Annotated in this window: 20 protein-coding genes and 1 riboswitch; of the genes, 7 read left to right on the top strand and 13 right to left on the bottom strand. The window is 42.5% G+C overall.

Annotation, left to right across the window (positions count from 1 at the left end; translation table 11 throughout):
• Positions 1-13: 13 nt before the first annotated feature.
• Together C727_RS0109320 and C727_RS0109315 are read right to left on the bottom strand one after the other, a co-directional pair.
• The gene (locus C727_RS0109320; RefSeq protein ID WP_017445368.1) at positions 14-1,396 is read right to left on the bottom strand and encodes an MBL fold metallo-hydrolase RNA specificity domain-containing protein; all 1,383 of its coding nucleotides are present in this window, start codon (positions 1,394-1,396) and stop codon (positions 14-16) included.
• Positions 1,397-1,747: 351 nt separating this feature from the next.
• On the bottom strand, positions 1,748-2,122 hold the full coding sequence (locus C727_RS0109315) for a hypothetical protein (RefSeq protein ID WP_017445366.1): 375 nt from the start codon (positions 2,120-2,122) through the stop codon (positions 1,748-1,750).
• Between the two features lie 255 nt (positions 2,123-2,377).
• Here C727_RS0109315 and C727_RS0109310 point away from each other — a divergent pair, with 255 nt between their 5' ends.
• Entirely contained in the window at positions 2,378-4,417 is a 2,040-nt protein-coding gene (locus tag C727_RS0109310) for a bifunctional 2',3'-cyclic-nucleotide 2'-phosphodiesterase/3'-nucleotidase (protein ID WP_017445365.1), read from the top strand.
• A gap of 465 nt (positions 4,418-4,882) precedes the next feature.
• Here the strand turns inward: C727_RS0109310 and C727_RS0109305 are convergent, their stop codons facing one another.
• The 4 genes from C727_RS0109305 to C727_RS0109290 form a co-directional block, all read right to left on the bottom strand.
• Positions 4,883-5,572 (bottom strand): MauE/DoxX family redox-associated membrane protein, encoded by a 690-nt coding sequence (locus tag C727_RS0109305; RefSeq protein ID WP_017445364.1) that lies wholly within the window; start codon positions 5,570-5,572, stop codon positions 4,883-4,885.
• Positions 5,573-5,949: 377 nt separating this feature from the next.
• Positions 5,950-6,549 carry a hypothetical protein gene (locus tag C727_RS0109300; protein WP_017445363.1) on the bottom strand — a complete coding sequence of 200 codons (600 nt, stop codon included), beginning with the start codon at positions 6,547-6,549 and terminating at the stop codon, positions 5,950-5,952.
• An 86-nt stretch (positions 6,550-6,635) separates the two neighbouring features.
• Positions 6,636-7,832 (bottom strand): amino acid aminotransferase, encoded by a 1,197-nt coding sequence (locus C727_RS0109295; protein ID WP_017445362.1) that lies wholly within the window; start codon positions 7,830-7,832, stop codon positions 6,636-6,638.
• A 210-nt stretch (positions 7,833-8,042) separates the two neighbouring features.
• The gene (locus C727_RS0109290) at positions 8,043-8,192 is read right to left on the bottom strand and encodes a hypothetical protein (RefSeq protein ID WP_155949204.1); all 150 of its coding nucleotides are present in this window, start codon (positions 8,190-8,192) and stop codon (positions 8,043-8,045) included.
• 153 nt (positions 8,193-8,345) lie between these two features.
• Here C727_RS0109290 and C727_RS0109285 point away from each other — a divergent pair, with 153 nt between their 5' ends.
• Both C727_RS0109285 and C727_RS0109280 read left to right on the top strand, forming a co-directional pair.
• Positions 8,346-9,491: a porin gene (locus C727_RS0109285; RefSeq protein WP_017445360.1), complete on the top strand. Its 1,146-nt coding sequence runs from the start codon at positions 8,346-8,348 to the stop codon at positions 9,489-9,491.
• Positions 9,492-9,503: 12 nt separating this feature from the next.
• Complete coding sequence (locus C727_RS0109280) at positions 9,504-9,911, top strand: type 2 periplasmic-binding domain-containing protein (protein WP_017445359.1); 408 nt, start codon at positions 9,504-9,506, stop codon at positions 9,909-9,911.
• Between the two features lie 69 nt (positions 9,912-9,980).
• Here C727_RS0109280 and C727_RS0109275 read toward each other — a convergent pair whose 3' ends face one another.
• Complete coding sequence (locus tag C727_RS0109275; RefSeq protein WP_017445358.1) at positions 9,981-11,594, bottom strand: methyl-accepting chemotaxis protein; 1,614 nt, start codon at positions 11,592-11,594, stop codon at positions 9,981-9,983.
• 170 nt (positions 11,595-11,764) lie between these two features.
• Positions 11,765-11,942: riboswitch (cobalamin riboswitch) on the top strand.
• Positions 11,943-12,035: 93 nt separating this feature from the next.
• On the opposite strand from C727_RS0109275, the gene C727_RS0109270 reads away from it, so the two are divergent.
• The 4 genes from C727_RS0109270 to C727_RS19540 all read left to right on the top strand — a co-directional run bounded on the left by C727_RS0109270 (position 12,036) and on the right by C727_RS19540 (position 19,794).
• Complete coding sequence (locus tag C727_RS0109270; protein ID WP_017445357.1) at positions 12,036-14,030, top strand: TonB-dependent receptor; 1,995 nt, start codon at positions 12,036-12,038, stop codon at positions 14,028-14,030.
• The gene (locus C727_RS0109265) at positions 14,030-15,214 is read left to right on the top strand and encodes a hypothetical protein (RefSeq protein ID WP_017445356.1); all 1,185 of its coding nucleotides are present in this window, start codon (positions 14,030-14,032) and stop codon (positions 15,212-15,214) included. The genes C727_RS0109270 and C727_RS0109265 overlap by 1 nt, the downstream gene beginning before the upstream one ends.
• A 902-nt stretch (positions 15,215-16,116) precedes the next feature.
• Positions 16,117-19,482 carry a TonB-dependent receptor gene (locus tag C727_RS0109260; protein ID WP_017445355.1) on the top strand — a complete coding sequence of 1,122 codons (3,366 nt, stop codon included), beginning with the start codon at positions 16,117-16,119 and terminating at the stop codon, positions 19,480-19,482.
• A 114-nt stretch (positions 19,483-19,596) separates the two neighbouring features.
• On the top strand, positions 19,597-19,794 hold the full coding sequence (locus C727_RS19540; protein ID WP_155949203.1) for a hypothetical protein: 198 nt from the start codon (positions 19,597-19,599) through the stop codon (positions 19,792-19,794).
• A gap of 50 nt (positions 19,795-19,844) precedes the next feature.
• On the opposite strand, the gene C727_RS0109250 is transcribed toward C727_RS19540, so the two are convergent.
• From C727_RS0109250 to uup, 6 genes are all read right to left on the bottom strand, one after another.
• Positions 19,845-20,531: an RES family NAD+ phosphorylase gene (locus tag C727_RS0109250; protein ID WP_017445353.1), complete on the bottom strand. Its 687-nt coding sequence runs from the start codon at positions 20,529-20,531 to the stop codon at positions 19,845-19,847.
• Positions 20,531-20,935, bottom strand: a complete 405-nt coding sequence (locus C727_RS0109245) for an MbcA/ParS/Xre antitoxin family protein (RefSeq protein WP_017445352.1) — start codon at positions 20,933-20,935, stop codon at positions 20,531-20,533. Before C727_RS0109245 ends, C727_RS0109250 begins: the two co-directional genes overlap by 1 nt.
• A 268-nt stretch (positions 20,936-21,203) precedes the next feature.
• On the bottom strand, positions 21,204-21,704 hold the full coding sequence (locus C727_RS0109235) for an REP-associated tyrosine transposase (protein ID WP_026052654.1): 501 nt from the start codon (positions 21,702-21,704) through the stop codon (positions 21,204-21,206).
• 697 nt (positions 21,705-22,401) lie between these two features.
• Entirely contained in the window at positions 22,402-22,578 is a 177-nt protein-coding gene (rmf, locus tag C727_RS0109230) for a ribosome modulation factor (RefSeq protein ID WP_017445350.1), read from the bottom strand.
• Between the two features lie 198 nt (positions 22,579-22,776).
• Positions 22,777-24,489, bottom strand: coding sequence for a DUF3466 family protein (locus C727_RS0109225; protein WP_017445349.1), 1,713 nt, complete (start codon positions 24,487-24,489; stop codon positions 22,777-22,779).
• A gap of 6 nt (positions 24,490-24,495) precedes the next feature.
• Positions 24,496-26,406, bottom strand: a complete 1,911-nt coding sequence (gene uup / locus C727_RS0109220) for an ATP-binding cassette ATPase Uup (RefSeq protein WP_017445348.1) — start codon at positions 26,404-26,406, stop codon at positions 24,496-24,498.
• Between the last annotated feature and the right edge of the window lie 3 nt (positions 26,407-26,409).

The following is a 26,409-nucleotide window of genomic DNA, read 5'->3' as shown; positions in this document are numbered from 1 at the left end:
TAATCTTGCAAGCCTATTTAGCAATCACTACTTTGCTTAACGGCGATAACTTGAGCAATTTTTCCTTCAACTCTCTTTTAGCCGCCTCATCCCCATGAACGATTTTTATTAACTTGGGTTTGTGGTGAATGCGTTTTACAAAATTGATTAAATCTTTTTGGTCTGCGTGGGCGCTATAACCTGACAGTGTATAAACCCCGGCATTAATATTTATTTTTTGGCCATCAATCACTACATACCCGTGATTTGGGCCATAAGTTTGAATCGTTCGCCCTATGGTGCCTCTGGCTTGATAACCAACAAATAATACATCGGTTCGCTCATCGGGTAATAAAGCTTTTAAATAATTTAAAATGCGCCCACCGGTACACATGCCGCTTGCGGCTATCACAATACAGGGGCTGGCTTTTTTTTGAATATAACTAATGGCGCTAAGGTGTTCCTTATGGCTGTTAATTGTGTACAGGTTTTCAAAGTTTAATGGGTGCCTGTGCTGGTTGAGTTTTTGTTTGGCTTCTTGGTCCCATAAATAACTTAATTTTTGATAATGTTTGGTAAATTGGGCAGCAAGCGGAGAATCTAAAATCACTGTGATATTTTGCCAGGTTTGGCTTTTTTGATTTTTGTAGATGATGTCTTCAATTTCGTACAATAGTTCTTGCGTGCGGCCTATGCTAAAGGCTGGAATAAGCACTGCCCCCTTGTTTTGCAGGCAGCGTTCTACAACTTGTTGTAGTTGGTGTTTGCGCTGCTGGCGTCCGTGGTGATTTTTATCACCATAGGTGCTTTCAATAACCAGGGTATCGGCCATATACGGCGCTTTAGGTGCCGGTAATAAAGGCGTGTATGGCGCACCCAGATCACCGCTAAATACATATCTGTGTTTTTGCTGTAGGGTTTGGGGGTTATGTTTAACGTCTATTTCTATATATGCCGAGCCTAAAATATGCCCTGCTGGCTTAAATTTAATCTTTACCCCAGGCACTTGGGGTAAAGATTGCCAGCGTTTATAAGCCACGGGAACAACAAGCTTTTTAATTTGGTTTAGCAGTTTTTTAATCCAGTTTGTATTTTTTGTTATGCCTATTTTTATGGCATCTTCTAATACCAGTGGCAGCAGCTCGGCGGTGGCTTGACTGCAATATATTGGCTGGTTAAAACCTGCTGCAATTAACCAAGGGATGCGGCCTACATGGTCGATATGGCAATGGGTCACTAAAAGCGCTTTTATGGGGGTAATATCAAAGTCGATTTGCAAATTGTGCTGGTGTGTTTGGCCGGATTGTTCGTCGCCCTGAAAGAGTCCACAATCAATTAACAGTGCGGCGTTTTTATGTATATTTAGCTGATGGCATGACCCTGTAACTCCGTCAACTGCGCCGTGGTGTATGATCATGATTCGTCCCCCGCAATATACAACAATTGTAGTTGATTTTTGCGGCTTGAGTGTAGGTTGGCACCGCCAACGGCGTTGCCAACGATGTGCAGGCGGTGGCGGGGTTGGCAAATTGGCGCACTGTCGGTGATTTCCTGAAAAAACGCTGGGTTTGGGTTGGTGCCGGACATTTATTCGAAATGACGCCGTCAATATATCCCTATAGGCTCGACACCAGCCTCCCTGCTGGTGACGCATTTCTCACAAACGATCCAGCGCCAACCGTCACAGCATCAGTGTAGCACCCACGTAGGTTGGAACCACCGAAGGTGTTTCCAACAATGTGCAGGCGATGGCAAAGTTTGCAGGTGACTATTCAACCTCATCAATTTTTTTTGAAATTTTATGTATTGTTTGCTGCGTAATATTTACAATCAGATTATAAAACTCTTGTTTATCACCTGAGCGCATAGCTGCTTCTAACGCTCTATTTCCAGAGGGGGAGTCAAGTACACCTAACGCATATCCCCGCGCGTAATCAACGTAATACTGAGAGATCTTTTGCTGTCTTTCCAAAAGCTCCTCATCGTGCTGCATATATTCGACACCGAGCGTAACACTTGTGGCCGCAAGTGCGGCTACAAAAGCGCCCAAAAACTGACCTGTCGTCTTTTTCCACCAAGGTTCTTTTAACTTTTCAAGTTCCGCTTTTGCCCTCTCTAGCTCAATTTTTTCTTTATCAGTCATTTTATTAGTCCATAAAAAATATAAGATAATAAACAAGCGCTAACTGCAATCCGACACGCTCCCCAAACAGAATGTCAAAAATTTTCAACACCTAAAGTGTTATCTACAATTTAAGAAAATTCAACATGGTTTTTTAGCATCATCACAAAAGCCCCTTTTAATAAAACTTTCCTCTTATTTTCATATTTAACTCATTTGACTGTAATTTTTCGCTCGCAAACTGCTAGCAATTTAATAAAACAATAAGGTAGTCAAATGAATTTTAGATATTTTAAACAAGGGTTAATCAGCTTATCTATTTCAACTGCGCTATTAGCGGGTTGTTCGGTTGAGTTAGATTTAGACGGTGACAACACAGAAACACCAAAAGATACTGTGCATTTGCGGGTAATGGAAACAACAGATATTCATATGTATCTGGCCAACTATGACTATTTTGCACAATCAAAATCGGAAACTTTGGGGTTTGCGAATACTGCAGTGTTAATCGAAAACGCACGCGCCGAAGTTAAAAACAGTGTTTTGGTTGACAACGGCGACCTGATTCAAAATAGTCCGCTTGGGGATTATGAAGCAATCGAACGCCGCGATGAGATTATGAGCAGCGATACCCACGTTGTATTTAAAGCCATGAATCAGCTCGATTATGATGTTGCTAATTTAGGCAACCATGAATTTAATTTTGGTTTAGAGTTTTTAGATGCCACATTAAAAGGCGCTGAATTTCCTTATATTAATGCCAACGTTTATGTAGACGACGGTGACGACCTTGATGAAAACGACGTTAACCGTTACACGCCTTATTATATTCAAGAAAAAATCGTTTGGGATGAAAGTGGCAACGAGCAAACCATTAAAGTGGGTTATTTGGGTTTAACACCCCCGCAGATCATGCAATGGGATAATGCTCATTTAGATGGCAAGGTGATTGCAAAAGATATTGTAGAAACCGCTAAAAAGTTTGTTCCCGAAATGAAAGCCAAAGGCGCCGATGTGGTTATTTTGGTGCCTCACTCAGGTTTAACCTCAAGCGCGTATGAATCACTTGCTGAAAACGCCTCGTTGGAGCTATCTAAAATAGACCATGTGGATGCTATTTTATTTGGTCATAACCATAGAAACTTTCCTGGCGATCCAGCGTACAATGGCTATGAAACGGCTGGCATAGACAATAAAAATGGTAAATTAAACGGTGTACCTGCAGTGATGCCCGGCTTTTTTGGTAATCATTTAGGGGTCATTGATTTAGAGCTGGAATATAAAGATTCAGGCTGGACTGTCGTTGATTCGGATGTTGAACTAAGAGCCATTTCTGGCACCGAAGACGGTCAATTTGTTGATTATACGCCAACTCCGCATGCGGGTGTATTATCAGCAATTGATACTGAACATCAGGCCACTATCAAATGGATTAGCGAACCTTTTGCTAAAGTGTCTGCGCCTATATTTAGCTTTTTTTCGTTAGTGCAGGATGACCCTTCAATTCAGGTTGTTTCGGATGCTCAAATTAATTGGGGTAAAAACTTTATTGCCGGCACTGAGTTAGACGGTTTGCCAGTTTTATCGGCCGCTGCACCTTTTAGAGCAGGTCGTAATGGTCCGGATGATTTTACGTTTGTTAAAGCGGGTGATATTGCTTTATTAGATACGGTTAGCTTGTATGTTTTTCCAAATACTATCCGTATGATTAAAGTTAAAGGCAGTGATGTTAAAGAGTGGTTAGAGCGTTCTGCCGGTCAGTTTAATCAAATTGATATTAACTCTAGCGAGCAACAGCAGTTGGTTAATGCCGCATTTCCAACTTTTAATTTTGATGTTATTGACGGTGTTACTTACCAAATTGATGTAACCCAACCGTCACGCTACGATTTAGATGGCAATTTAGTTAATGAAGCCTACGAGCGCATTATTAATTTGCAATATAATGGTCAGCCAATTGATATGAACGGTGATTTTTTGGTGGTTTCTAACAATTACCGTGCCGGCGGTGGTGGTAACTTCCCAGCCATTGATGGCAGCTCGCGCGAAACGTTTGAAGGGCCTGACGAAAACCGAGGTGTATTGCGTAATTATTTAATTGAGCAAGCAAACCAGGCTGGTGAAAACGGCTTTGATCCTTCGGCAGACGGTAACTGGTCGTTTGCAAAAATTACTACGGATACAGATTTAAATGTCGTATTTACGACCTCGCCACTGGCCGAAGTTGAAGATATTGCAGCCAATTTACCTGCTGTGAGCCCTACCGGCCAAACCAATGAACAAGGTTTTGCCTTGTACAAAGTTAATTTAAAATAGGTAGGTTGGAACCACCAAAGGTGATTCCAACAATATGCAGTTAAATGCGATGTTTGTTGTAGGTTGGAACCACCAAAGGTGTTTCCAACAATATGCAGACAAATGTGATGTTTGTTGTAGGTTGGAACCACCAAAGGTGTTTCCAACAATATGCAGTCAAATGCGATGTTTGTTGTAGGTTGGAACCACCAAAGGTGATTCCAACACTATGCAGACACATTTGATGTTTGTTGTAGGTTGGAACCACCAAAGGTGTTTCTAACAATATGCAGGACCGTCATTGTTTGAATCATTTACATAAAAATACGAACATCACAATCGTTTGCCAATTGTCGGCTGCGCCGCTGGCGGAGCCGACCTACGTTGTTTTTCAACATCACCAAAGATCAAACGCACACGTGCATTTTTGGTAGCTTGGAACCACCGAAGGTGTTTCCAACACTATGCAGACAAATGCGACGTCTGTTACACGATTAAAATAATGCCCATAAATAACATCATAAGATTTTCGGTTAAACTTAAAGCGCCAAGCGGTACGTTGGAATTTCCGCCGACACAGGCACAATTTAAATCTTTCTTTTTAATGTAAACGCTGTTGATCACAGAAACGGCCCCTATCCCACCGATAACCAGCATTACAATAGCAACCGCTGGCAAAATAAATGAGGCTAATATGCCTAAACCACTCGCAAGCTCTAAAAACGGATAAGCATACGCATATGGCGTAATATGTGGTGCCAACAGATCATATTGTTTAAAACCGCTAACAAAGGCTTTTATGTCCATTAGTTTTTGCAGTGCGAGCAAACTGAGCGAAAAGCCCATAAAACCTTTAAATTGGGTTTCGGTGGCCAGGGCTAACAATAAAGCAACCGAAAATAATGCAACCACAGGCACGTAGGATTTTTTGTTTTTATTTGTCTCTGGGGCTACGTTAAAATGTTTAGCAAGTTCCGAATAACCACCAATGCGCTCACCGTCAATAAATATTTGCGGTGTTGTGCTTACTTGGTGTCCGGCTTTAAAGGTTTGCTCTTCTTCTTTATCATCAAATAAATGATCTTGATAGCTGTAGCCTTGTTGCGTTAACAAATCGACGGCTTTTTGCCCGAACGGGCACATTTTTTTGCGATAAATTTTTACATTTTTTGCCATAAATAGAGACTCCTTTTATATAGCACTTTGTTTGCAACGCCTGCGGCGGTGCAAACCTACGACTAAAGTGTTCGCGCATTGTTTGCAACGCCTTCGGCGGTGCAAACCTACGACTAAAGTGTTCGCACTTTGTTTGCAACGCCTTCGGCGGTGCAAACCTACGACTAAAGTGTTCGCGCATTGTTTGCAACGCCTTCGGCGGTGCAAACCTACAACTAAAGTGTTCGCACTTTGTTTGCAACGCCTTCTGCGGTGCAAACCTACGACTAAAGTGTTCGCTCATTGTTTGCAACGCCTTCGGCGGTGCAAACCTACGACTAAAGTGTTCGCGCATTGTTTGCAACGCCTGCGGCGGTGCAAACCTACAACTAAAGTGTTTAATCCAGATCGGATAGCGGAAAGCTAAATATTGGTGTTGTAAAGTTGTCGGTGCGCACTCGGGCTTTTATATGCCCTTTGTATACTATTTCATTGTTTTGTGAATCAACTAATATGTATTCGCACTCTGAAATACCATGATACATATCGACCGCTAACAAACTAATTGAGGTACTTTTTTCTGGTTCACTCAGGTTAATTAACGGAAACGAAAAACCAGCCTGATCACGATCTGTGCCGAGTGAGTTAAAAAATAGCTTTAAGGTGTATTCGGCTTTTGGCTGCTCTGTAGGCTCACCAGTATAATTAATGAGCGGCTTTTGATATTTGGCATTAAAAGCTTCGCTAATGCTGCTTACGATTTTGGCTTCGGCAAAATCTACAACATAGTTGTCTAATAAAAAGTAGCTTTCAACGCTAAAGCTCTTGTTGGTGAGAATGTCTAGTGGTTCTTGGGTAAATGCTTTAGCCACTTCTTGAATGCTATAGGTCACTAGACGTTGTTCGGTTGAGCCAGAAAATTGTTCGCGTTTTTCTCGTGTTGAGCAAGCCGACAGCAGGATAAGGCTTAAGGTTAGGGTGAGTAAAGTGGATTTCATCTATCCTCCAAGGATTTGGCTTCCCATACAAAAAATGCCTGCGGTTTGGCAGGCATTTAAATATACGACAAAAATGAACTAAAAGTTTATTTTTTTAAGATAGCGGCCACAGCATCTGCGATGTAGTCAACATTTGAGCTAGAAATACCCGCAATGTTGATTCGGCTGCTACCCGCCATATAAATTGCGTATTCGTCACGCATGGCTTGTACTTGCTCTGGGGTAATGCCTAAAAAGGTGAACATACCATTTTGACGGTTAATAAAACTAAAGTCTTCGTCAACACCACGCTCATGAATTTTATCAACTAACATGGCGCGTAAATTACGCATGCGGCCACACATTTCTGCCAGTTCGCCTTTCCACTCTGTGGTTAATTCTGGGTTGCTTAATAAAATACCCACCGCTGCACCACCGTATGAAGGCGGCATAGAATAAATTTCACGGGCAATGTTTAACACGTGTGATAAAGCAACTGAAGCCAGCTCTGGGGTTTGGCTTACCGTGGTAATTAAACCGGTACGCTCGCGGTATAAACCAAAGTTTTTAGAACAAGAAGTTGCAATTAAGGCTTCTGGTACTTTGCTTAATAAGTGGCGAACGCCAGCAACGTCTGTGTCTAAATCAATACCAAAACCTTGGTAGGCGATGTCGATATAAGGTAAAAATCCTTTTTCTACGGCTAAATCTGTAATTTTATTCCACAGTTCAGGGGTTAAATCTTCACCGGTTGGGTTGTGACAACAGCCGTGTAATAAAACAACGTCGTTTGGACCTAATTGAGCCAAAGTTTCTAACATTTCATCGGCTTTAAGCTGGTTGTTCGCTTTGTCGTAGTATGGATATTCGGCGTGGTCTAAACCAGAAGATTTAATTAACGCAACGTGGTTTGCCCAAGTTGGACCGCTCACCCAGATTTTTGCATTTGGGTTGCTACGTTTAATTAATTGAAAGCCTAATTTTAATGAGCCTGTTCCGCCCGGTGCTTGAACGCTCTCGACACGGCCAGAGGCTAATAATGGGTTGCTAGAACCTAATACCAGCTGTTCCATGTTGTCTAAAAATGCCTGATTACCGCGTGGCTGGATGTAAGACTTTGAATCTTCGCTGTCGAGCAATATTTGCAATGATTTTTGCACGCTGGTTAAGATAGGCGTTTTGCCATCTTCGGTTTTGTAAACACCAACACCTAAATCTACTTTTTTAGGGTTTGAGTCAGCTTTGTAAGCCGCAGCAATGCCTAAGAGTGGATCTGGTGGTAAAGCAGTCATTTGTTGAAACATGTAATTCGCTTCCTGATTGGTTTAAAAAATTTAATGGGCGATATAATACACGACTGGCCACAGAGTTAACAGATTTTGCAGTTGAATTGAGTAGATTTTTCATAATTATACCATTTTAGTGAATTTTTATTCATTTCGGTGTTTGGTTGTGCGCAAACAGTGGCGGTGTTTGCCGATTGTCGGCTGCGCCTACGGCGGAGCCGACCTACATCATATCGCTTTGTTGAAATTTTCGTAGGTTGGAACCGCCAACGGCGTTTCCAACAACCCGCCACCACCGCAGGTGTTGGCGACAATTTGCAGGCGATCGCGGTGTTTGGATTTGTGCGCGGCCCCCATAAACAATCGTTGTGTTTGCAAAATGTCGGCTGCACCTATCGGTGGAGCCGACATACAATGGGTGTCGGCGGCCGATACGTAAACAATTCACAATTAATCGTTATGGCTTTTTATAATTTTTTGCCTATACTTGCGGTGAATTATTGCCCCTAATTATTGTTGTAAGGAATTCACATGAAAAAACTCTCGCTCGCCATTATTTTGGCCGCTGCCGGATTTTCTGCAAGCACGCTTGCTGAGATACGTTTTAACGGTTTTGCGTCAATTGTTGCTGGAAAATCCATAAGTGACAACACAGGTGCAACTGGATTTGATAATGATATTTCGTTTAAAAATGAAAGTATTTTTGCACTGCAGGCCGCAACCGATTTACAGGAAAATTTATCCGCTACTGCGCAAATTGTTGCCCGTGGTGCCAACGATTTTGAGGCTGATTTTGAATGGGCCTATTTAACCTACGAGATATCTGATCATTGGCAAGTCAGTGCCGGTAAAATGCGGATTCCATTGTATAAATATTCCGACTTTTTAGATGTTGGGTACGCATACCGCTGGGTTAGACCACCACAATCTGTATATAACCTGCCGTTTTCAACTTATGAAGGTTTGAGCTTTTTACATAATAGCCAATTAGGTAATTGGGACTCTAGCTTACAGCTTGTTTATGGTGGATTTGATGATGAAATTTATGGCGTATCACCTAATGATCAAGCAGAGTTAAACAATATTGCCGGTTTAAACTGGACGTTAAGCTACAACTGGTTTAGCGCCCGCGCTGCGTATTTTGCCGCAGAAACTTCGGTTGAGCTAAATAACAGTAGTGCGACCGGCGCTGCTATTAATACGTTAGAAGCGGGTCTGCGGGGTGCCGGATTTACTCAACAAGCGGATAATGTAGCAATAGATGAAGATGATGGGACTTTTATGGCTGTTGGTTTTTCTATCGATTACAACAATATCCTATTTGATACCGAATACACAGTGTTTGAGGTTGAAAACAGTGTGTTTGCAAAACAAACTCAATATTATGCCTCGTTTGGATACCGCATTGAGGATTATTTGCTGCATTTAACCTACGAAGATACCAGTGATGAACATGACAGTAACAGGTTTGATCAAGTGACCACTGTGCCTCAATTAAACCAAGGTCTTAATCAGGTGTTAAGCTCGTTTGAGTCGAATAGAAATATATACACACTTGGTGCTAGATATGATTTTCATCCAATGGCCGCGTTAAAAGTCGATTACAGCCGATTTGACGATAAAAAACAAAACGAAGACAGTGGCCTAGTATTAGTGGCTGTCGATTTGGTATTTTAACGGAGGTTTATGATGAAAAAGTATTTAACTTTTGCGGCTATGCTAATGACTTCGCAAAGTGTGTTGGCGGATGTTGCCGTTATTGTTAACCCTGCCAATAAGCAAAGTTTAGATCAGGATGCAATTCAAAAAATTTATTTAGGCAAAAGCAAATCATTTGCCGACGGTAGCAAGGTCGTGCCTGTTAATCAGGACGGTACAGGTATCGCTAATGAGTTTAATGATAAGGTTGTAGGTAAGTCCGGCAGCCAATTAAACGCTTACTGGTCTAAGTTAATTTTTACCGGTAAAGCTACACCGCCAGAAAAATTGGCTAATGATCAAGCTGTCATAGATTTTGTTGCAGGCAACAAACAGGCAATTGGTTATATTGATGCCGCTTCGGTAAGCAACAAGGTAAAAGTCATCGCGACTTATTAAGTTTGTCAGGGCCGTTTATTTTAGTTAATGCAAAATAATCTGGCCCTAATCATTTTTTGTTTAATCGGGTTATTCTACTTTAAATTTATCGGTTGCACTTAACAGAGAATCTGACAATTGATGCAGGTTTTCGGCAACATCTCTTACCGCTGATAATGAGTCCATTGTTTGCTCAAACGAAATATGCATATTAGACACGTTTTCTAATACCACACTCGCTACATTAGTTTGCTGCTCGGTTGCCGTTGCTATTTGCGCATTCATGCCGTTCATTTGTAATATTTGCTCTGAAATTTTTTCAATTGACTGGCCTGTGCTTTCGGCCGCTTCGGCATTGTTTGTGGCCATATCGCGCGCTGAGGTCATGGCGTTAACAGATTCGGCGGCGGCACTGGTAAGGGTATTTATCAGCTCACGGATTTCGTTGGTCGATTGTGCGGTTCTAGACGCTAGCTCTCGCACTTCGTCAGCAACCACAGCAAAACCTCGCCCTTGTTCACCGGCCCGCGCGGCTTCAATAGCCGCGTTAAGCGCCAGCAAATTGGTTTGTTCGGCGATGGCTGTGATCACGTTTAAAATTTGACCCACGTTTTTAGTGTCTTCGGCCAGTTTATTTATGGTGGTTGCGGCACTGTTAATTTCGTTGCTTAGGGCGTGAGATTCGGCCATTGTGCGCTCTATTTGTGTGCGACTTTGTGCAACTTCTTGTTCGGCGGTTTGTGCGGCGCGTGATGCATTAGCGGCAGATTGTGAGATTTCGCTAACGCTTTGACGCATTTCTTCCATTGACTGTTTAACTACTTCGGCATCGGCCGCTTGTTTAGAGGTTGCCTCTTCGGCGCGTTCCATGCCCTGCACTAAGCGGGTTGAGTTTTCCATTAATGGCGTGCAAACCGATATCACTTCCACCACGGCCGCTTTTAATAAAGTAATAAATGCATTGAAGTTATTAGAAACCCGGCCAATTTCATCATTTGCGTGTACTTCGAGCCGGGTACTTAACGAACCCCGACCGTCGGCCAGAAGTTTTAAGTTGTTGGCTGCTGCGCCTGCCGATGCACTGATGCCTCGTGCAATTAGCACGGCGGCAATGATAAGTAAAATAAATGAGCTAAAGGCAACAACAAGCATTAGGTTCAGGGCCCGCTGCGAACGAGCTTTGGTAGCTTGCACCAGGTTAAAAAATCTATCGTCGGCTTTGTCTTGTGCAAGTTTAAAGTCGGCAAGCAGTGATTCGTACAATTGTGTTTTGCTCTGTGCTTGTTGCTGGATTTTACTAAAATCAGCGGTATTTGACAGCATGGCGTTTGCGAGCATAGCTGAGATGTTGCTGTATTCTTTTAGTTGGTTTTGGCTGTCCGGTGAGATGTAATCTGAATGAATTTGATTAATTGAGTTTAGGTTTTGCTCAATTTTTTTACCCGTTGTCGAGGCTTTATCTAACAGATCTTGTTCTCCGTAAGTCACGGCCTGGGTATAAAGTTCGTCAAGTTTTTCTAATAAGGTGACGTTGGACGAAGTTAATTTTACCACCTGGTAGGATGATTTTTCGAGCTCGTTCAGGGCATCTTGGTTATCGTCAATTGCCTGGTAGTTGATTGCGACTATGGCGACAAAAGCTATCACGGCAATGCTGGTGATTGCATGGATTTTTTTTTTGATACTGAGATTTTTAAAAGACATTCTACAACTCGATACTTCTGGATTAATGACCGCGTACTTTTATTATCGACCATATATTCGTTTCTGTTAACTATAACCTTAATTTATTTAATTATTTTTGCGGAACAGTGCAATATGCTGCCGCGGTGTTTGGTGGTGCCGCTTGATTTTTTTATCTAAAACCTATATCTTTTCGCGCATCTGAATAAGGTGCCTGCCTAGCAGGGTAAACGGGAAGTTTGGTATTAATCCAACGCTGCCCCCGCAACGGTTAACGATGCGGTTTGAATATGTCACTGTGGTTACATGGGAAGACTCAAACCGGTTATCATCTATAGCCCGGATACCGGCCTTTTTCTGTTCAACCAATTTGCGGTGGGCGATTTGTGTTGGCTGTAAACCTGTCTTTATTGCTGCCTGTTTTCGGCTAACTGCTTATTGCCCTGTTATTCAAGGGTTTTTATGTATTCTTCTAAACGGCGTTTGTTCCCTATTTTGTTTGTATCGGCGCTGCCGTGTGCCATTTTTGCACAGTCTGATATTAACGATGTTATTCAGGTTTATGGCCAAACATACAAAAATCCTGCAAATTATAATTTTATTGGACGAGACGAATTTTTAAAATACGGTACTCGTTTATCTGATGTATTAAAACGCGAGCTCGGCTTGCAAATTCGCCAGGCTGGTGGGATTGGCAGTCAGGTGGCGGTGTCGCTGCGTGGTAGTACCCATAAACAAGTTCAGTTTTATATTGATGGCCAGTTAATCAATGATGGCCAATCGGGTGGATTTGATATTAACCAACTGCCGCTTGAGCAAATTCAAAGCATTGAAATTAGCAAAAGTCAGGCTGTTGAAAATGGCGCTACGCCGATAGGTGGGGTCATAAAAATAACAACTTATGATCCGGTTAAAAACCAGCGCCGTGCAAGTGTGTCGCTTGGCTCATTTGATTATTATCAAGCAAACTTGTTAACCAGTCAAAACTGGGCTGAACATCAGCTAACGGCTTCACTTTCTCATCTTGATGCGAATAATGATTACCCCTACCCTGTGCATGCGCCGCTGGACGATGCACAGGATCAGGGGCGGATGGAAAACTTACGCAATAATGATTTTAGGCGCAGTGATATATATTTAAATCATAGTGTAAATTGGCAGCAACATAGCTTTAAAAGCAGTTATCAATTTAATGATGAGCTAAAACGTTTGCCGAGCTATCGTAATAACTCGCCGTATAACCACAGTCGTTTATCTACACAGTCCCATAGAATCAGTTTTAAAGATCAGTGGCTGAGTCAATCGGATGTTTTGCATAGCATTCATTTTGAAGCGTATGGACAAAATAAAAACGAACGGTATTTTGACCGTTCAGAGCGCGATAAAAACGAACGCAGCGATTATCAAACCGACGATCAGGCAGTTAACGTAAGTGCTTTGTTTAAACTGCCGGCGGTGGAGTTAAGTCCTTATTTAAAATTAAGCAATAGCCGTTTTATAAGCGATTCGTTTGCAAATAAACAAGGTGATGAATGTACGGGCATTAACGCCTGTGATGTGATTGCCGTGCAAAAACAATTTAATTTTGGTGTTCGTTATGACTGGCCTCAGCAATTAAATTCACCGTGGGGTGGCCATTTATTAGTGAATGAGTTAATCAGTTTAGATGAAAACCGTGTGCGCCAAACGCTTCGTCCTAATTTTGAGGTAAAAACGGCCAATAGTCGTGAGACTTATTTTACTTTTGATGCGGGTTTAAGCTATTTATTAGAGCCAGGCTCCGGCAGTCAAATTAGTTTAAATTACGCCGATGGTGTGCGCACACCCAGTATGTTTGAACGTTATGGAAACCGAGGCTTATTAAAAGGGAATGCCGAACTGGCAGCCGAGCAGTCTAAAACTTTATCACTCAGTTATTTTATTGCGCCGGGTGCCTGGCAGTTTAATTCAACTTTGTACCAGCGTGCGCTGGAAAATTCTATTACGGCCATTTTTAATTCGAGCGGTATTGGCACCTATTTAAACATAGGTGATGCCGATGTGTATGGTTTGGAGTTTGGCAGCCGTTATCAATTTAACAAACACTGGATTTGGTCAGCGAATGCAAGCTGGCTCGATTCCAAGACACAAGGTGGCCCGTTTGATGGTAAGTATCTACCGGGCATTTATCACCAGCAATATTTTACCGAATTAGCGTATCAGCCAATGCAGCATTTAAAGTTTACCGCTTCTGTATCGCACGATAATAAGTTGTATTTTTCTCGAGCCAATTTAGTGGGTCCTGAAGGCCCAGCTAAACGCACTGTGGCAGATTTTTCGGCACGTTTTGAGCATGGCGCTTTTAGTTTTGCGTTGCAGGCACTTAATATTTTTAATCAGCATTACCAGGATTTAGCCAATCGCGCTGCGGTCGGACGCTCTTTTAAATTAACAATAACATACGAGGACACCCAATAATGAAACAACAAATTTTTACCAGCAGCTTAATCGCTGCGTCGGTTATACTGGCAGCTTGTTCGTCTGATAGTGATCCCGCAGTAGAGGATAAACCATTAGCGAGCAAAGTAGCGGTTCATACGGTTGCAAGTGATTATATTTCGGGCCAGCAAACGGTATTATTAGATGCTCAAACATACGCACAAATTGAATCGGGTTTAGGTTTAACCGTAGATGACACCGACTATAGTATTAGAGCTCACGAAGACGATTTATATTTATTAGGTAAATATTATATAGATACCATAGCTAAATTTGATACGTCATCGGACACCATTAGTACGCCTTTATATACTTATAGCACTCAGGAAAATGGTCAAGAAGGCTCGGGTAACCCATACGATTTAGTGGTTGTGAGCGAAACCAAGGCTTATTTAATTCGCTACGGTGTTGATAATATTTTAATTGTTAACCCGAGTGCCGCTACGGCCGATGATTTTATCACTGGCAGCATAGATTTATCGGCTTATGCAACGGCCAGCGGTGATGTAAATGCATCGGACGCGCATTTAGTCGGCGACAAGTTGTTTGTAACTATGCAGCGCATGAACAACTGGGTAGCGCAAACTGCGTATGTTGCTGTGTTTGATACAACAACAGATACTGAAGTAGAAACTAATTTTAGCAGCGACGATGCGGTAAAAGGCATTGCTCTGCAAGGCACTAACCCACAAAGTGACTCTATTGTTTATTTTGATGATGCTGTGTATGTCACGACCTCTGGTTCTTGGGGCGAAACCGATTTTAATAACAGCGTGGTAGAAAAAATTGATTTAAACGATTATTCGGTTGAAGTTGCGCTGAGTTCGGCTGATGTTTTAGGTGATGTTGACCGTGTGCTGAAAGAGGTGATTATTGTAAATGACACTCTGGGTTATGTGTTAACGGATTCGACTGATTGGACAACGTCGGCGTTATTTACATTTAACCCGAGCACGGGCGAATTTATTGCCGAGGTTGGTCAATATGGTGCTGATGCTGTGGGTTTAAGCGATATTGCATTGGATAATCAAAGCCGTTTATGGGTATCGGTTTATACTGATGCAACGCCGGGGTTGGATGTTTATTCGATTGACGACAATAGTTTGCTGGAAAACCGCATTCAATTTACGTTACCACCCGCCCATGTTGAGTTTTTATTTTAGGCGACAATCTGGCAAACATTCGCGGTGATTGCAAATCGGTGCAACATGCGCCGTGCTGTTGGTGATTTCCTCAAAAAACGCCGACGCCCGATTTCAGTTGGTGTTGGACATTTATTCGAAATGACGCCGTGAATATTTCCCTATAGGCTCGACACCAGCCTCCCTGCTGGTGACGCATTTCTCACAAACGATCCAACGCCAACCTTTTCGACATTCGTACCCCCCGACATCACGTTATAGTCCTTGCCCCGCGTTGGTCGCCACCGCCGCAGGCGTTGGAGACAATCCTGCAAACAGCGGCGGTGTCTGGTTTTGCGAAAATCCCATAAACATTCGCGGTGATTGCAAATCGGTGCGACATGCGCCGCGCTGTCGGTGATTTCCTCAAAAAACGCCGACGCCCGATTTCGGTTGGTGTTGGACATTTATTCGAAATGACGCCGTGAATATTTCCCTATAGGCTCGACACCAGCCTCCCTGCTGGTGACGCATTTCTCACAAACGATCCAACGCCAACCTTTTCGACATTCGTACCCCCCGACATCACGTCATAGTCCTTGCCCCGCGTATGTCGCCACCACCAAAGGTGTTGGCGACAATCCTGCAAACAGCGGCGATGTCTGGTTTTGCGAAAATCCCAAAAACAATCGCGGTGTTTGCATATTGTCGGCTGCGCCTTCGGCGGAGCCGACCTACAATTGGTGGAGCCGACATACAATTGGTGGAGCCGTAAAATTGGTGGAGCCGTAAAATTGGTGGAGCCGACATACAAAAATAATTTAAAAAAAATAAAATATTCGGATGGTTTTTTCATTTTCAAATGTTTATTGATGGTAACAATTCGTTACATACATATAACTATCTGCCAGTTTTGTTAATAGCAAAACTTTTAGGAGCAATAAATGCAAACGTCAATGAATATCAAACCAACTTTGTTGGCCGTTTCTGTCCTTGCCGCAATTAATTCTGCTTATGCGCAAGAAACTGAACAAACTCAAGTCCAGCAAAATAAAGTTGCTGTTGAAGCCTCTGTTAACAAACAAGCTGATACTAAAACTCAAACGCAGGACGTAGAAACAATCGAAGTGACCGGTCTTAGATCGAGTTTATTAAAAGCCACTGAACTAAAGCGTACTGCAAATAATGTGATTGATGTGATCACAGCCGAAGATGTAGGCGCGTTTCCCGACGAAAACGTTGTCGAATCTCTGCAAAGGGTAACTGGTGTTCAGGTTATATTTGGCGACAATGGTAGTGCTGGCCAATTTCAGGTACGAGGGGTTGCTCAAAACCGCATCGAACTCAATGGTCGCAGTGTTGCCGGCGGTGAAGGCTCTAACCCGTCACGAGATGTTAACTTATCGGATTTTCCATCGGAGCTTATCGATTCACTGGAAGTCATAAAGTCACCGACTGCTGATTTAACAGAAGGATCACTGGGCGCCACAATCAACTTAAAAACTAAACGCCCGCTAAGTGTAAAAAATGACTTTTTAAACGTGACTGCAAAAGCAAAATACGCTGACGAAGCCGATGAAATATTTCCAAATATTAATATTGTTGGCAGCAAGTCTTGGCGTGATACCCAAGCAGGATCTTTTGGTGCTTTGCTTAATTTAACTTATAACGATAATCATAACGGTGGCGATATCGTTCGTACGGACAGTTGGACAAATGTTTGCCCTATGTATACGTTGGACGCAAGCGGCCGAACCATTTTACAACAAAACCTGTGTGGTGAAGGTGATCTGACTGTATTTCGTCCAAATTGGTTTGGGCTTATTGACAACAATACTCAAAACACCAAAACCGCCTTAGCGGCCACGGTTCAGTGGAAACCCACTGATAACGCTTCGTATACTTTTGATTTGGTGCATAACAAAACTGAAACCATGTCGTATAGCGATATTATGGTATTAAATTCAAATACTAACTGGATACTTCCGGCAAGTGAATTAAATGATGATGGCAAACTATACGGTTTTACCAATGTTGAAACCGGTAGCGAGATTGTTCGCACCGACAATATGGGCCGCTTTGTTGACACAGTGATCCCAGCCACCTATTACACAACGGCTACGGGTAATGTGAACAATGTAAATGCTCAGGCGTTTCCGAGTGAAACGACTCAAACCACTTTTGCTTTAAAAGGCGAATGGAATTTTGAACGCCTTGGAATAGAAGCCGAAGCAGCACACTCTCGATCTGATCACGAAAGACATTATGTTGTGGCTCGTTTAAATGCTTATTACGGCAACCCTATCAATCAACAAGATCAACGTTTACGAATTGATGATCCTAGTATTATGGGCACGGATCAGGCGACAGCGATTCGCCAAACTGGATCTGACTTAACTGTAGATCTCAGCGATCCAAGAACCATAGGTCTGTCTTTGGATACCAGCTCAATGGATCCAAACGATATGAGATACTGGCGGGTAAATAGTTTTGCCAATGACGGCTGGAAACGAAGCCCTGTGTCTTCGGCTGCTAAAATTGATTTTACGTACGATCTAGATCAAGGCATTTTTACCACATTAAAGTTTGGTGCCCGTTTAGCCCAAGACGAAATGGAAAATACAACCCGTTTTAGATTTAGTTGTGCCGGTAACTGGAATTGGGGGGCAAATGGTGCCGCCACTAACAGCTACAATGAGCTAACAGATTATAACTGTGAAAAACCTATGTCGGGTGTTGAATTTGCAAACCTGTATCCAGATTTAATTAAAACGCATGATGGTTTTTATAGCGAAGCAGGATCTGTCCCCTCATTTAGTGCAATTGACTTAGCGGTATTTAAAGACAACAGAGAACTATGGAATGAACTGTCGGGTTTTAACGAACTCGGTGGCTATTCAGAAAGCCCTGGAGAAAACTATGTTTTAACCGAAGATACCAGTGCGCTGTATGCAATGACGAATATTGACGGTGATTTAACATCAAATATTACCTATCGTGGTAATTTTGGCGTGCGGGCGGTTAACACCAAAGTTAAAGCAGAAACTTATACCTCGGTTGATGATGCGGGTAATCCGCAAGCTCTGGTATCGTCAAATGATTACAACAATATTTTACCTAGCATGAACATAGCTTTTGCCCATGACGAATACGGTTTAGTTAGATTTGCCGCTGCAAAAGTAATGGTTAGACCCGCATTAGATAAGCTACTGCCAGTTGCGCAACTTAACAATTATAACGGCTGTTCTGTTTATGACCGACTCGACCCGAATTTTGGTATTGGGTTAAACACCGAAAACTACCCGAACTCGGTGTTAAGTCAGGAAGAGCAGCTTAAACAGTTGGCACAAGACTACGCGCTAAGTAACGGTTTGTATTCAGGTATTGTTGATACCTGCCCTGGTATTCGTAATGGCTGGACAAATATAGGTAACATAAATCTGGTGGCACAAACCTCTACCAACATGGATATAAGTTTTGAACGTTATTGGGGTAAAGGCAATATGGTGAGCTTAGCGTTTTTTCATCGCAAAGTTGAAGCCGATTTAGTGACCCGTAAAGGCATATTAGCCGTACCGGCAGAGCCTGGAACAAATTTGGTGGGTGTTGAAGGTAATGGTGGTGCAAGTGGCCAAGATATATTGGTCGGTCAGGACATCTCGTCACAACCTGGTTACGAGTTATGGAGTGTGCGTACTGCTTTTAATGGCCAAGGCTCTGTTCGCCAGGGTATAGAAATTGGTTACACTCAGTGGCTTGATTTTTTACCCGACTTTTGGAATGGTTTTGGTTTTTCGGCAAACTATACGTACAGTGATGGCACCAAACCTGATCCTGTATTTATTGATAAGGTCACCGAAGTACCACTCGACTTAGCGGCCCTTGGCATTAGTGCAGGCGGATTTGAAGCTCAACGTGATGCGCTGGATGCCTTAGTCGCTGCCGGTGAGTTAGACGCTTTTGATTTGCAGGATCGTACCTCTATTTTGCCAATTGAAAATATGTCTAAACACTCGGGCAATTTTTCGGTGTTTTACGACAAAGGAAAGTTTAACGCTCGCTTGGCAGCAAACTATCGCAGCAGTTATTACAAAAGTGGCGAAGCAAATAACCCCTTGTATTCTGATTCATCGACTCGGGCCGACTTTTCAGCAAATTACAAAGTCAATAAAAAGCTAAAGTTTGATTTTAGTATTAATAACTTAACTAAAACCAAATTACACCACTACCGAATAGATCAGCAAATAACCGACCGCTCAAGTTATTCTGATCGTATATATACTGTCGGGGTAAATTACAAGTTTAACTAACCCTATGTCCCGCAAACACTGGTGGTGGTTACATATTGTCGACTGCTAACTGGTGTAGGTCGCCACCACCAAAGGTGTTGGCGACAATTCTGCAAACAATTGCGGTGATTAATTTTGCGCAAATCCCACAAAAAATGGTGGTGTTTGCATATTGTCGGCTGCGCCTTCGGCGGAGCCGACCTACAATTGATGGAGCCGACCTTATATCTCGTTGTTGAAATTTTCGTAGGTTGGAACCGCCAACGGCGTTTCCAACAACCCGCCACCACCAAAGGTGTTGGCGACAATTCTGCAAACAACGCCGGTGTTTAATTTTGCGCAAATCCCACAAACAATGATGGTGTTTGCCTGTTGTCGGCTGCTTAAAAATCAACCTGGGTCAACTGATTCACCTGTGCCATTTTATTTTGTTCAAAAATAAATTCGTAATGACGGTTTTGTTTAATCGATTTAACATATTTTGGCGTAAATAATCCCCAACACATACTTCCCTGCCGCCTAACCGAGTTATATTGAATGCCTGATACTGTTTGTTTTAACGGTGCGGCAAAAGTTCTTGCCTGAGTATAGTCGTTTGGGTCGTAAATAGGATCTGTGTTTGCAAGATGGGTAATATCCGCCATCTCACCGCCAAAAACACATAACAGACCCCGCATAACGATGCGGTCGTAGTGCAAATTAACCTTTTTAAAATAGTTTTCTTGATGATAAATGGATTCTGCAATTGCTGCTTTTATGCTGTCGGCAATATAAAGCATGCCCCGCTCGCCCGACATAAAACGGCTACCGGCCGGATTTATATGAGTAAAAGGCGCCACTGCGTACGAGCAGCCGTGAATGCCAAAAGGATATTCGCTTTTATCTAACAGTGAAACATTGCCGACCTGATCGCTTAATCTTGGGTTGGTTAACTCTTGTAGTTGATATAAAAGCTCAAATTCATCGGCGTTAGCGACATCATCAAAAATGGCGATTGGAGGAAATTTAGAGTTAATTAAACGGTAACCCATTTGCTCTGTTAGTGTAATTTTGCTGTACTTGGTTGCCATTACCAACCGCCATTTCGCAAGGTATCTATATGTTGATAAACTTGGTACAAACTAATTAGACTGCCAGTTTCAATGATCTCCAATGGGGTTCTTCCTTCAAAAAATACATTGTTGTTTTGCATCGACATAAACTGATACACATTATCAGGGTTCGAAAACAATACTCTAAGCGCGGCGTGAATATTTAAGATAATGCTCATACGTTCGAGCTGATCTCGACTGAAGTTGGCTGACGCGGGATCTTTTTTTGCTCGATAATAAGCATTTTTACTCAATTGCAGAATGTTCTGGATTTGAGCGGCGCTGCATTGCCATTTTTCTAATATATTTACACAGGCTTTAAACCCTGCCTCTGACATAGCTGCATTGTTTTTTATCTGATGTGCTTTTTGTTTAACTAACATAACTGACTACCTCGCTGCTCTTATCTTTAAGATTAGCAGAGTGGCCGGATAGTTCAATCCCAAATAAAACAAATTTAATTTATAGTTTCATTTGGGATTTGAAAGGTTGTCGGCTGCACCTATCGGTGGAGCCGACCTACGATGGGCAGAACCGACCTTATATCTCTTTGTTGAAGTTTTTGTAGGTTGGAACCGCCAACGGCGTTTCCAACAATCCGCCACCACCGCAGGTGTTGGTGACAATATGCAGGCAATAAGGGTGGTTGTTTTATTCGTTTGCTGACAAATCGTTTAAATAGGCGAATGATTTGTCGCTGGTTCCCCAGTTTTTACTGATAACACCATCGCGAATATATTTGTGAATACTGGAATACGGCCAATCTACTGCTCGCTCAACATATCCGTGTTTAACCGGATTAAAGTGTATGTAATTTATATGATTATTTAGATCTATCTGGTATCGAATCGTATGCTCCCAAAACCTTTTTTGCCAAAGTTTTGGATGCCCTATTAAGTTGGAAAAATGTTTTTTGATCAACCGCCAACGAGTTGAATAGTCATAGTCGTTTTCGGGGAGCTCCCAAATAGCATGCAAATGCTCAGGCATTATCACCACAGCAACTGTTGTAAACGGGTGTTTTTTTAGGCATCTTCGCCAAGATTCTCTGAGAATTTGTATATTGTTGGTTAATAAATTCGTCGAACGATCGGAAACAGCCAGTGTAAAAAAGTATGTTCCACCTTTAATTCTTAGTCGTCGGTATCGCATCAAAAGTGTCCAGAATAAATTAAAAAAGTATAGTTTATTTTACATTTAGTGCAATTATACGGTCGCTGTGTAGCTTATTTTATTTGTGAGCTTTGCAGGCAATTGCGGTGGTTGTTTTTGCGCAAACCCCAAGAACAATGGTGGTGTTTGCAAAATGTCGGCTGCACCTATCGGTGGAGCCGACCTACAATTGGCGGAGCTGACCTACACTATAGCGCGATGTTTGAAGTTTCGTGTAGGTCGCCACCACCAAAGGTGTTGGCGACGATGAGCAAACGATTGTGGTGGTTGTTTTATTCGCGAAACATGCAAACAATGGCGGTGTTTGCAAAATGTCGGCTGCACCTATCGGTGGAGCCGACCTACAATTGGCGGAGCTGACCTACACTATAGCGCGATGTTTGAAGTTTCGTGTAGGTCGCCACCACCAAAGGTGTTGGCGACGATGAGCAAACGATTGTGGTGGTTGTTTTATTCGCGAAACATGCAAACAATGGCGGTGTTTGCAAAATGTCGGCTGCACCTATCGGTGGAGCCGACCTACAATTGGCGGAGTAGACCTTCACGCATTATTGGCGTTTTGAATTGGGAAATTTGAATTGGTAAAAATGCTAGTGAGGGGAGTTAAACTACAAGGCTGAGGCTACAGGGTGTTGGCAACGCTTGAGCGGTGCCAACTCAGGTTTACCCTGATTATTTATCTTCCTCCAAAAAACGAGACTCTATCGTCAACAGCACTTCGATATCCACCTAGCCACTGCGCTCGGGTATCAGTTTCCTGATATGGACAACTGTCTTTAGCTTTACCAGAAATACCGGCTTGATAACCTTTTGACTGGGCTCTTTCTAAACGATCACGCTTTTGTCTTTTCATGGAGCTTTCCTTTTTCAGTTCTGCTTTTTGAATGAAAATATCGGGTTAAACTAATGTTTAACCACACGTTCAAATTATCGAAATAAAGATGTGTTTACAAGCCCTATTTTTGTGCAAAAAAAAACCAGAACCTCATAAAAAACCCTGTAACCTACTGAGCTATATGATAATTCTGGTTTTTGTTGAAAATCAGTGTCTTTAGACTGTTTTTCTATTAGAACGCAATCCTTTAAACAAAAATGTCATAAAGGCAAAGAAGATAACTGGCCAGCTTATTGCAGCACCCTTACGTTCTATTGTAGTGTCATTGTCTGGCAAAATGCAGGAATATTGACCTGTGGCTGTTGGTACTAATTTAACCGCGTATTCAACTTGCTCTTGCACTAACGAGCCAGTTAAGGCGCTGCTGGTCACGTCCCCCATGCGGTCACGGGCCTGTTGGGTTAATGAAGCATGCGCTAAAATGACGCCGTCGTCGTTAATGGCATAAGCATCAACAATTCGGTAGTCAGTTTCGCAGGCAAGCACGTCGTTTAAGTCGGTCATCTCTTCTGTGTCGATATCATAAACAAAACCGTGCTGAGGACGGGCACCACTAGATAACGCATTGGTTTCGGTACGTCCCACTATGATATTTTGGTTGTTGATGTCACGGGCTTTGGTTTCGGCGTCAACAAAAAAGTCGGTTAAAATATTAACACCCAGGGTGCCTTCATCAATAGAATAATAAAAGCTTTTGGTCACAAAGGATAAACCTGCTGTGTCGGCTAACGTACCAATCACAATGCCGTTATCATTAATTTTTAATGCGCGGCTTTGTGGGTATTTAATTGGATCGGTTAAAATTTGTATGCCGCCTTCGCCGTCAAATAATGCCGCTTGTTGGCGCACGTTGCCGTTTGCGTCTAACGTGTGAGTATCGCCCACCACAGTGCCGTTATTATTTACCGAAAATGCCCGGCTGTAATAGTTTGATGTGCTTGGCACGTCAGACTGAGCGATGCCGATACCTAGATCTTTAACTTCGGTGACTTCACCACTTGCATTGATTTTCCAGCGCAGTGCATGAGTTTTATAATAACTGAGTTGATTAGATAAGTTGCGATTAAGGTTTTGCCATAAACACACTTTTTCTGGGATCTCGTCGTCGTTATCCTCACAGGCTTCTTCTAACGCTTCTAACGTTAAAGTTTCACCCACTGACCCATAACCAACAATATACCCTTCGTCTGAAATATCAGCCACATAACTGTAACCGCCAAAGATGTCGTCATAGGGTGGGATCAGTTCAACTGTGGTTTTAGAGGTTTTTGCAAAACCTCGGCGTGGAAACTCGCCAATTAGCCAGTCTTCGCCATCCACGTCTGTCCATACTAACGGAGATTCTGCATCACCGACAATGGTGCCGCTATTATTAATGGCTCGGGCGGTTTCGTTATTATGATAAAAGTATTCTTCGGTTGCAGGGTTTTCGCGATCAAAAATGGCCAGCTCGACAATTTCGTCTTCGTCAGCAAAACCAGTGCGATAGCTGGATAATACCTGATGCTGGCCGTCGGTTTGAGCGCTAGATAAGTAGCTTAAAACAATGTTCAAACTGGTGGCGTTAAACACGCCTTTTTTAACCGACTCATAATAACTAACACCATTGGTTCCGACAGACGACAGGTTAATGCCCAGGTTTATGTCTTCGTCATCTAAGTCTAATCTGTCTTCGTCAATCGGGTATTCAAAACGATAACTGAGTGTGGTGATGACTTCACCTGAATTATTAATATCTATCGGATAACTATTTTTAAATTCTTCCGGCTTTTCCAATACTTGCAGTTGGTATAGTTCCGGAATTGCGTGCGCCATGCCGGAGGCAAGAATGGCTGTGGTGATGCTTGTGATTTTAATCAGTTTTTTCATAATTCTTTAAACGGCGTCATTTTGCAGACTTTCCAGCGCTTCCCATTGTTCAAAAGCAGTTTCTAATTGATTTTCCAGCTCGGCTAAAGCGTCCAGCTTGGGCTGAACTTCGGCCTGAGGCAAGGAAAAAAACTCGGGTGAATTAATTTCTTTTTGTAATGCTTCTATCTGTTGTTCTAATCGCTCTATGGTTTGCGGCAATGATTCTAACAAACGTTTGTCTTTATAAGACAGCTTTGTTTTTGATTTTTGCGGTTTTTCGACCTTTTTATTATCGCTTGGTTCCGCATTTTGGCTTTTATTATTTTGTTTTTGTTTGTTATTGGCGCTATTGCGCTGCTCAAGCATAGGAATGATATTTTGATACCCCCCCACAAATTCTTCGACCTGACCTTGGCCATGAAAGAAAAAGCTAGAGGTTACTGTGTTATCCACAAACTCTCTGTCATGCGATACCAGCAATAAAGTGCCTTGGTAGTTTTGCAAAAGTTCTTCAAGCAGTTCTAAGGTTTCTACGTCAAGGTCATTGGTGGGTTCGTCCAATACCAAGAGGTTGGCTGGCTGCAAAAAGAGTTTAGCTAATAAAAGCCTGTTTTTTTCCCCACCGGAAAGTGATTTCACTGGTGAGCGAGCACGCTGTGGCGAAAATAAAAAGTCTTGTAAATAACCCAGCGCGTGGCGACTTTGGCCGTTAAAAATAACATCTTGTTTGCCATCGGCTACATTGTCCATAACGGATTTTTCTTCGTCTAGCTGAGCTCGGTACTGGTCAAAATAAACTACATCTAAATTAGTGCCTAATTTCACTTGGCCGCTGTCGGGTTTAAGTTGCCCTAATATCAGTTTGATAAAAGTTGATTTACCACAACCGTTTGGACCGATTAGGCCAATCTTATCGCCTCTTAAAATCAGTGCGCTAAAATCTTGCACGATTTTTAAATCGCCCCAACTATAAGCAAGTTGATTAATTTCGGCGACCAATTTACCTGAGCGCTTGTCTTCATCCAGTTTTAAATCTGCTTTGCCTTGCACTTCGCGTCTGGCTTGCCGCTCACGACGCAGTTTTTCTAAATTGCGGACGCGACCTTCGTTACGTGTTCTTCTGGCTTTGATGCCTTGTCGGATCCAGGCTTCTTCTTGTGCGAGCAGATCATCAAATTTTTTATTGGTTTCTTCTTCTATTTTTAATAAATCGGCTTTTTCTTGCAGGTAGCTGTCGTAACCTCGGTCGAAACTAATTAACCGACCGCGATCTAAATCGACAATGCGTTTAGCCACATTGCGCACAAAAGCCCTATCGTGACTGATAAATACCACGGCTCCGTTGTAATCTTTTAAAAAGTTCTCTAACCATGCTATTGACTGATAATCTAAATGGTTGGTTGGCTCGTCTAATAATAAAATATCAGGTTTAACCACCAGCGCCCGCGCTAACGCGGCTTTACGCAACCAGCCCCCGGACATAGCACTAAGCTCTGTGTTGGCATCTAAACCGATGCGAGAAATGACTTCTTGAATGTCGCCTTCTAACCGCCAGCCGTCGGCCGCTTCAATTTTATGCTGGGCTTTGGCCAGTGCATCTGTATCTATGTGTTCAGCTAAATTTAACTGATAAAAATCTGCTAATGCTTGCCCTACTTCGCCTAAACCGGCCGCAACATATTGATAAACATGGCCTTGGGTATGTTTGGGCGGATCTTGTGGTAAACGCGTGATGATTGTATTGGCACGCACGTTAATTTCGCCGCTGTCGATATTTTGGCTGCCATCAATAACTTTTAATAAAGTTGATTTGCCCGCGCCATTACGCCCTAAAATACAGATTTTTTCGCCACGATTGATTGAAAAGTCGGCTTCTTGCAATAAAGGATGATCGCCAAAAGCCAGTTTGGCTTTGCTTAGTCGGTATAAATTCATAAA

This window comes from Gayadomonas joobiniege G7, assembly GCF_000300815.1.
Classification (GTDB): domain Bacteria; phylum Pseudomonadota; class Gammaproteobacteria; order Enterobacterales; family Alteromonadaceae; genus Catenovulum; species Catenovulum joobiniege.
This window is presented reverse-complemented; position numbering and strand designations above follow the sequence as displayed.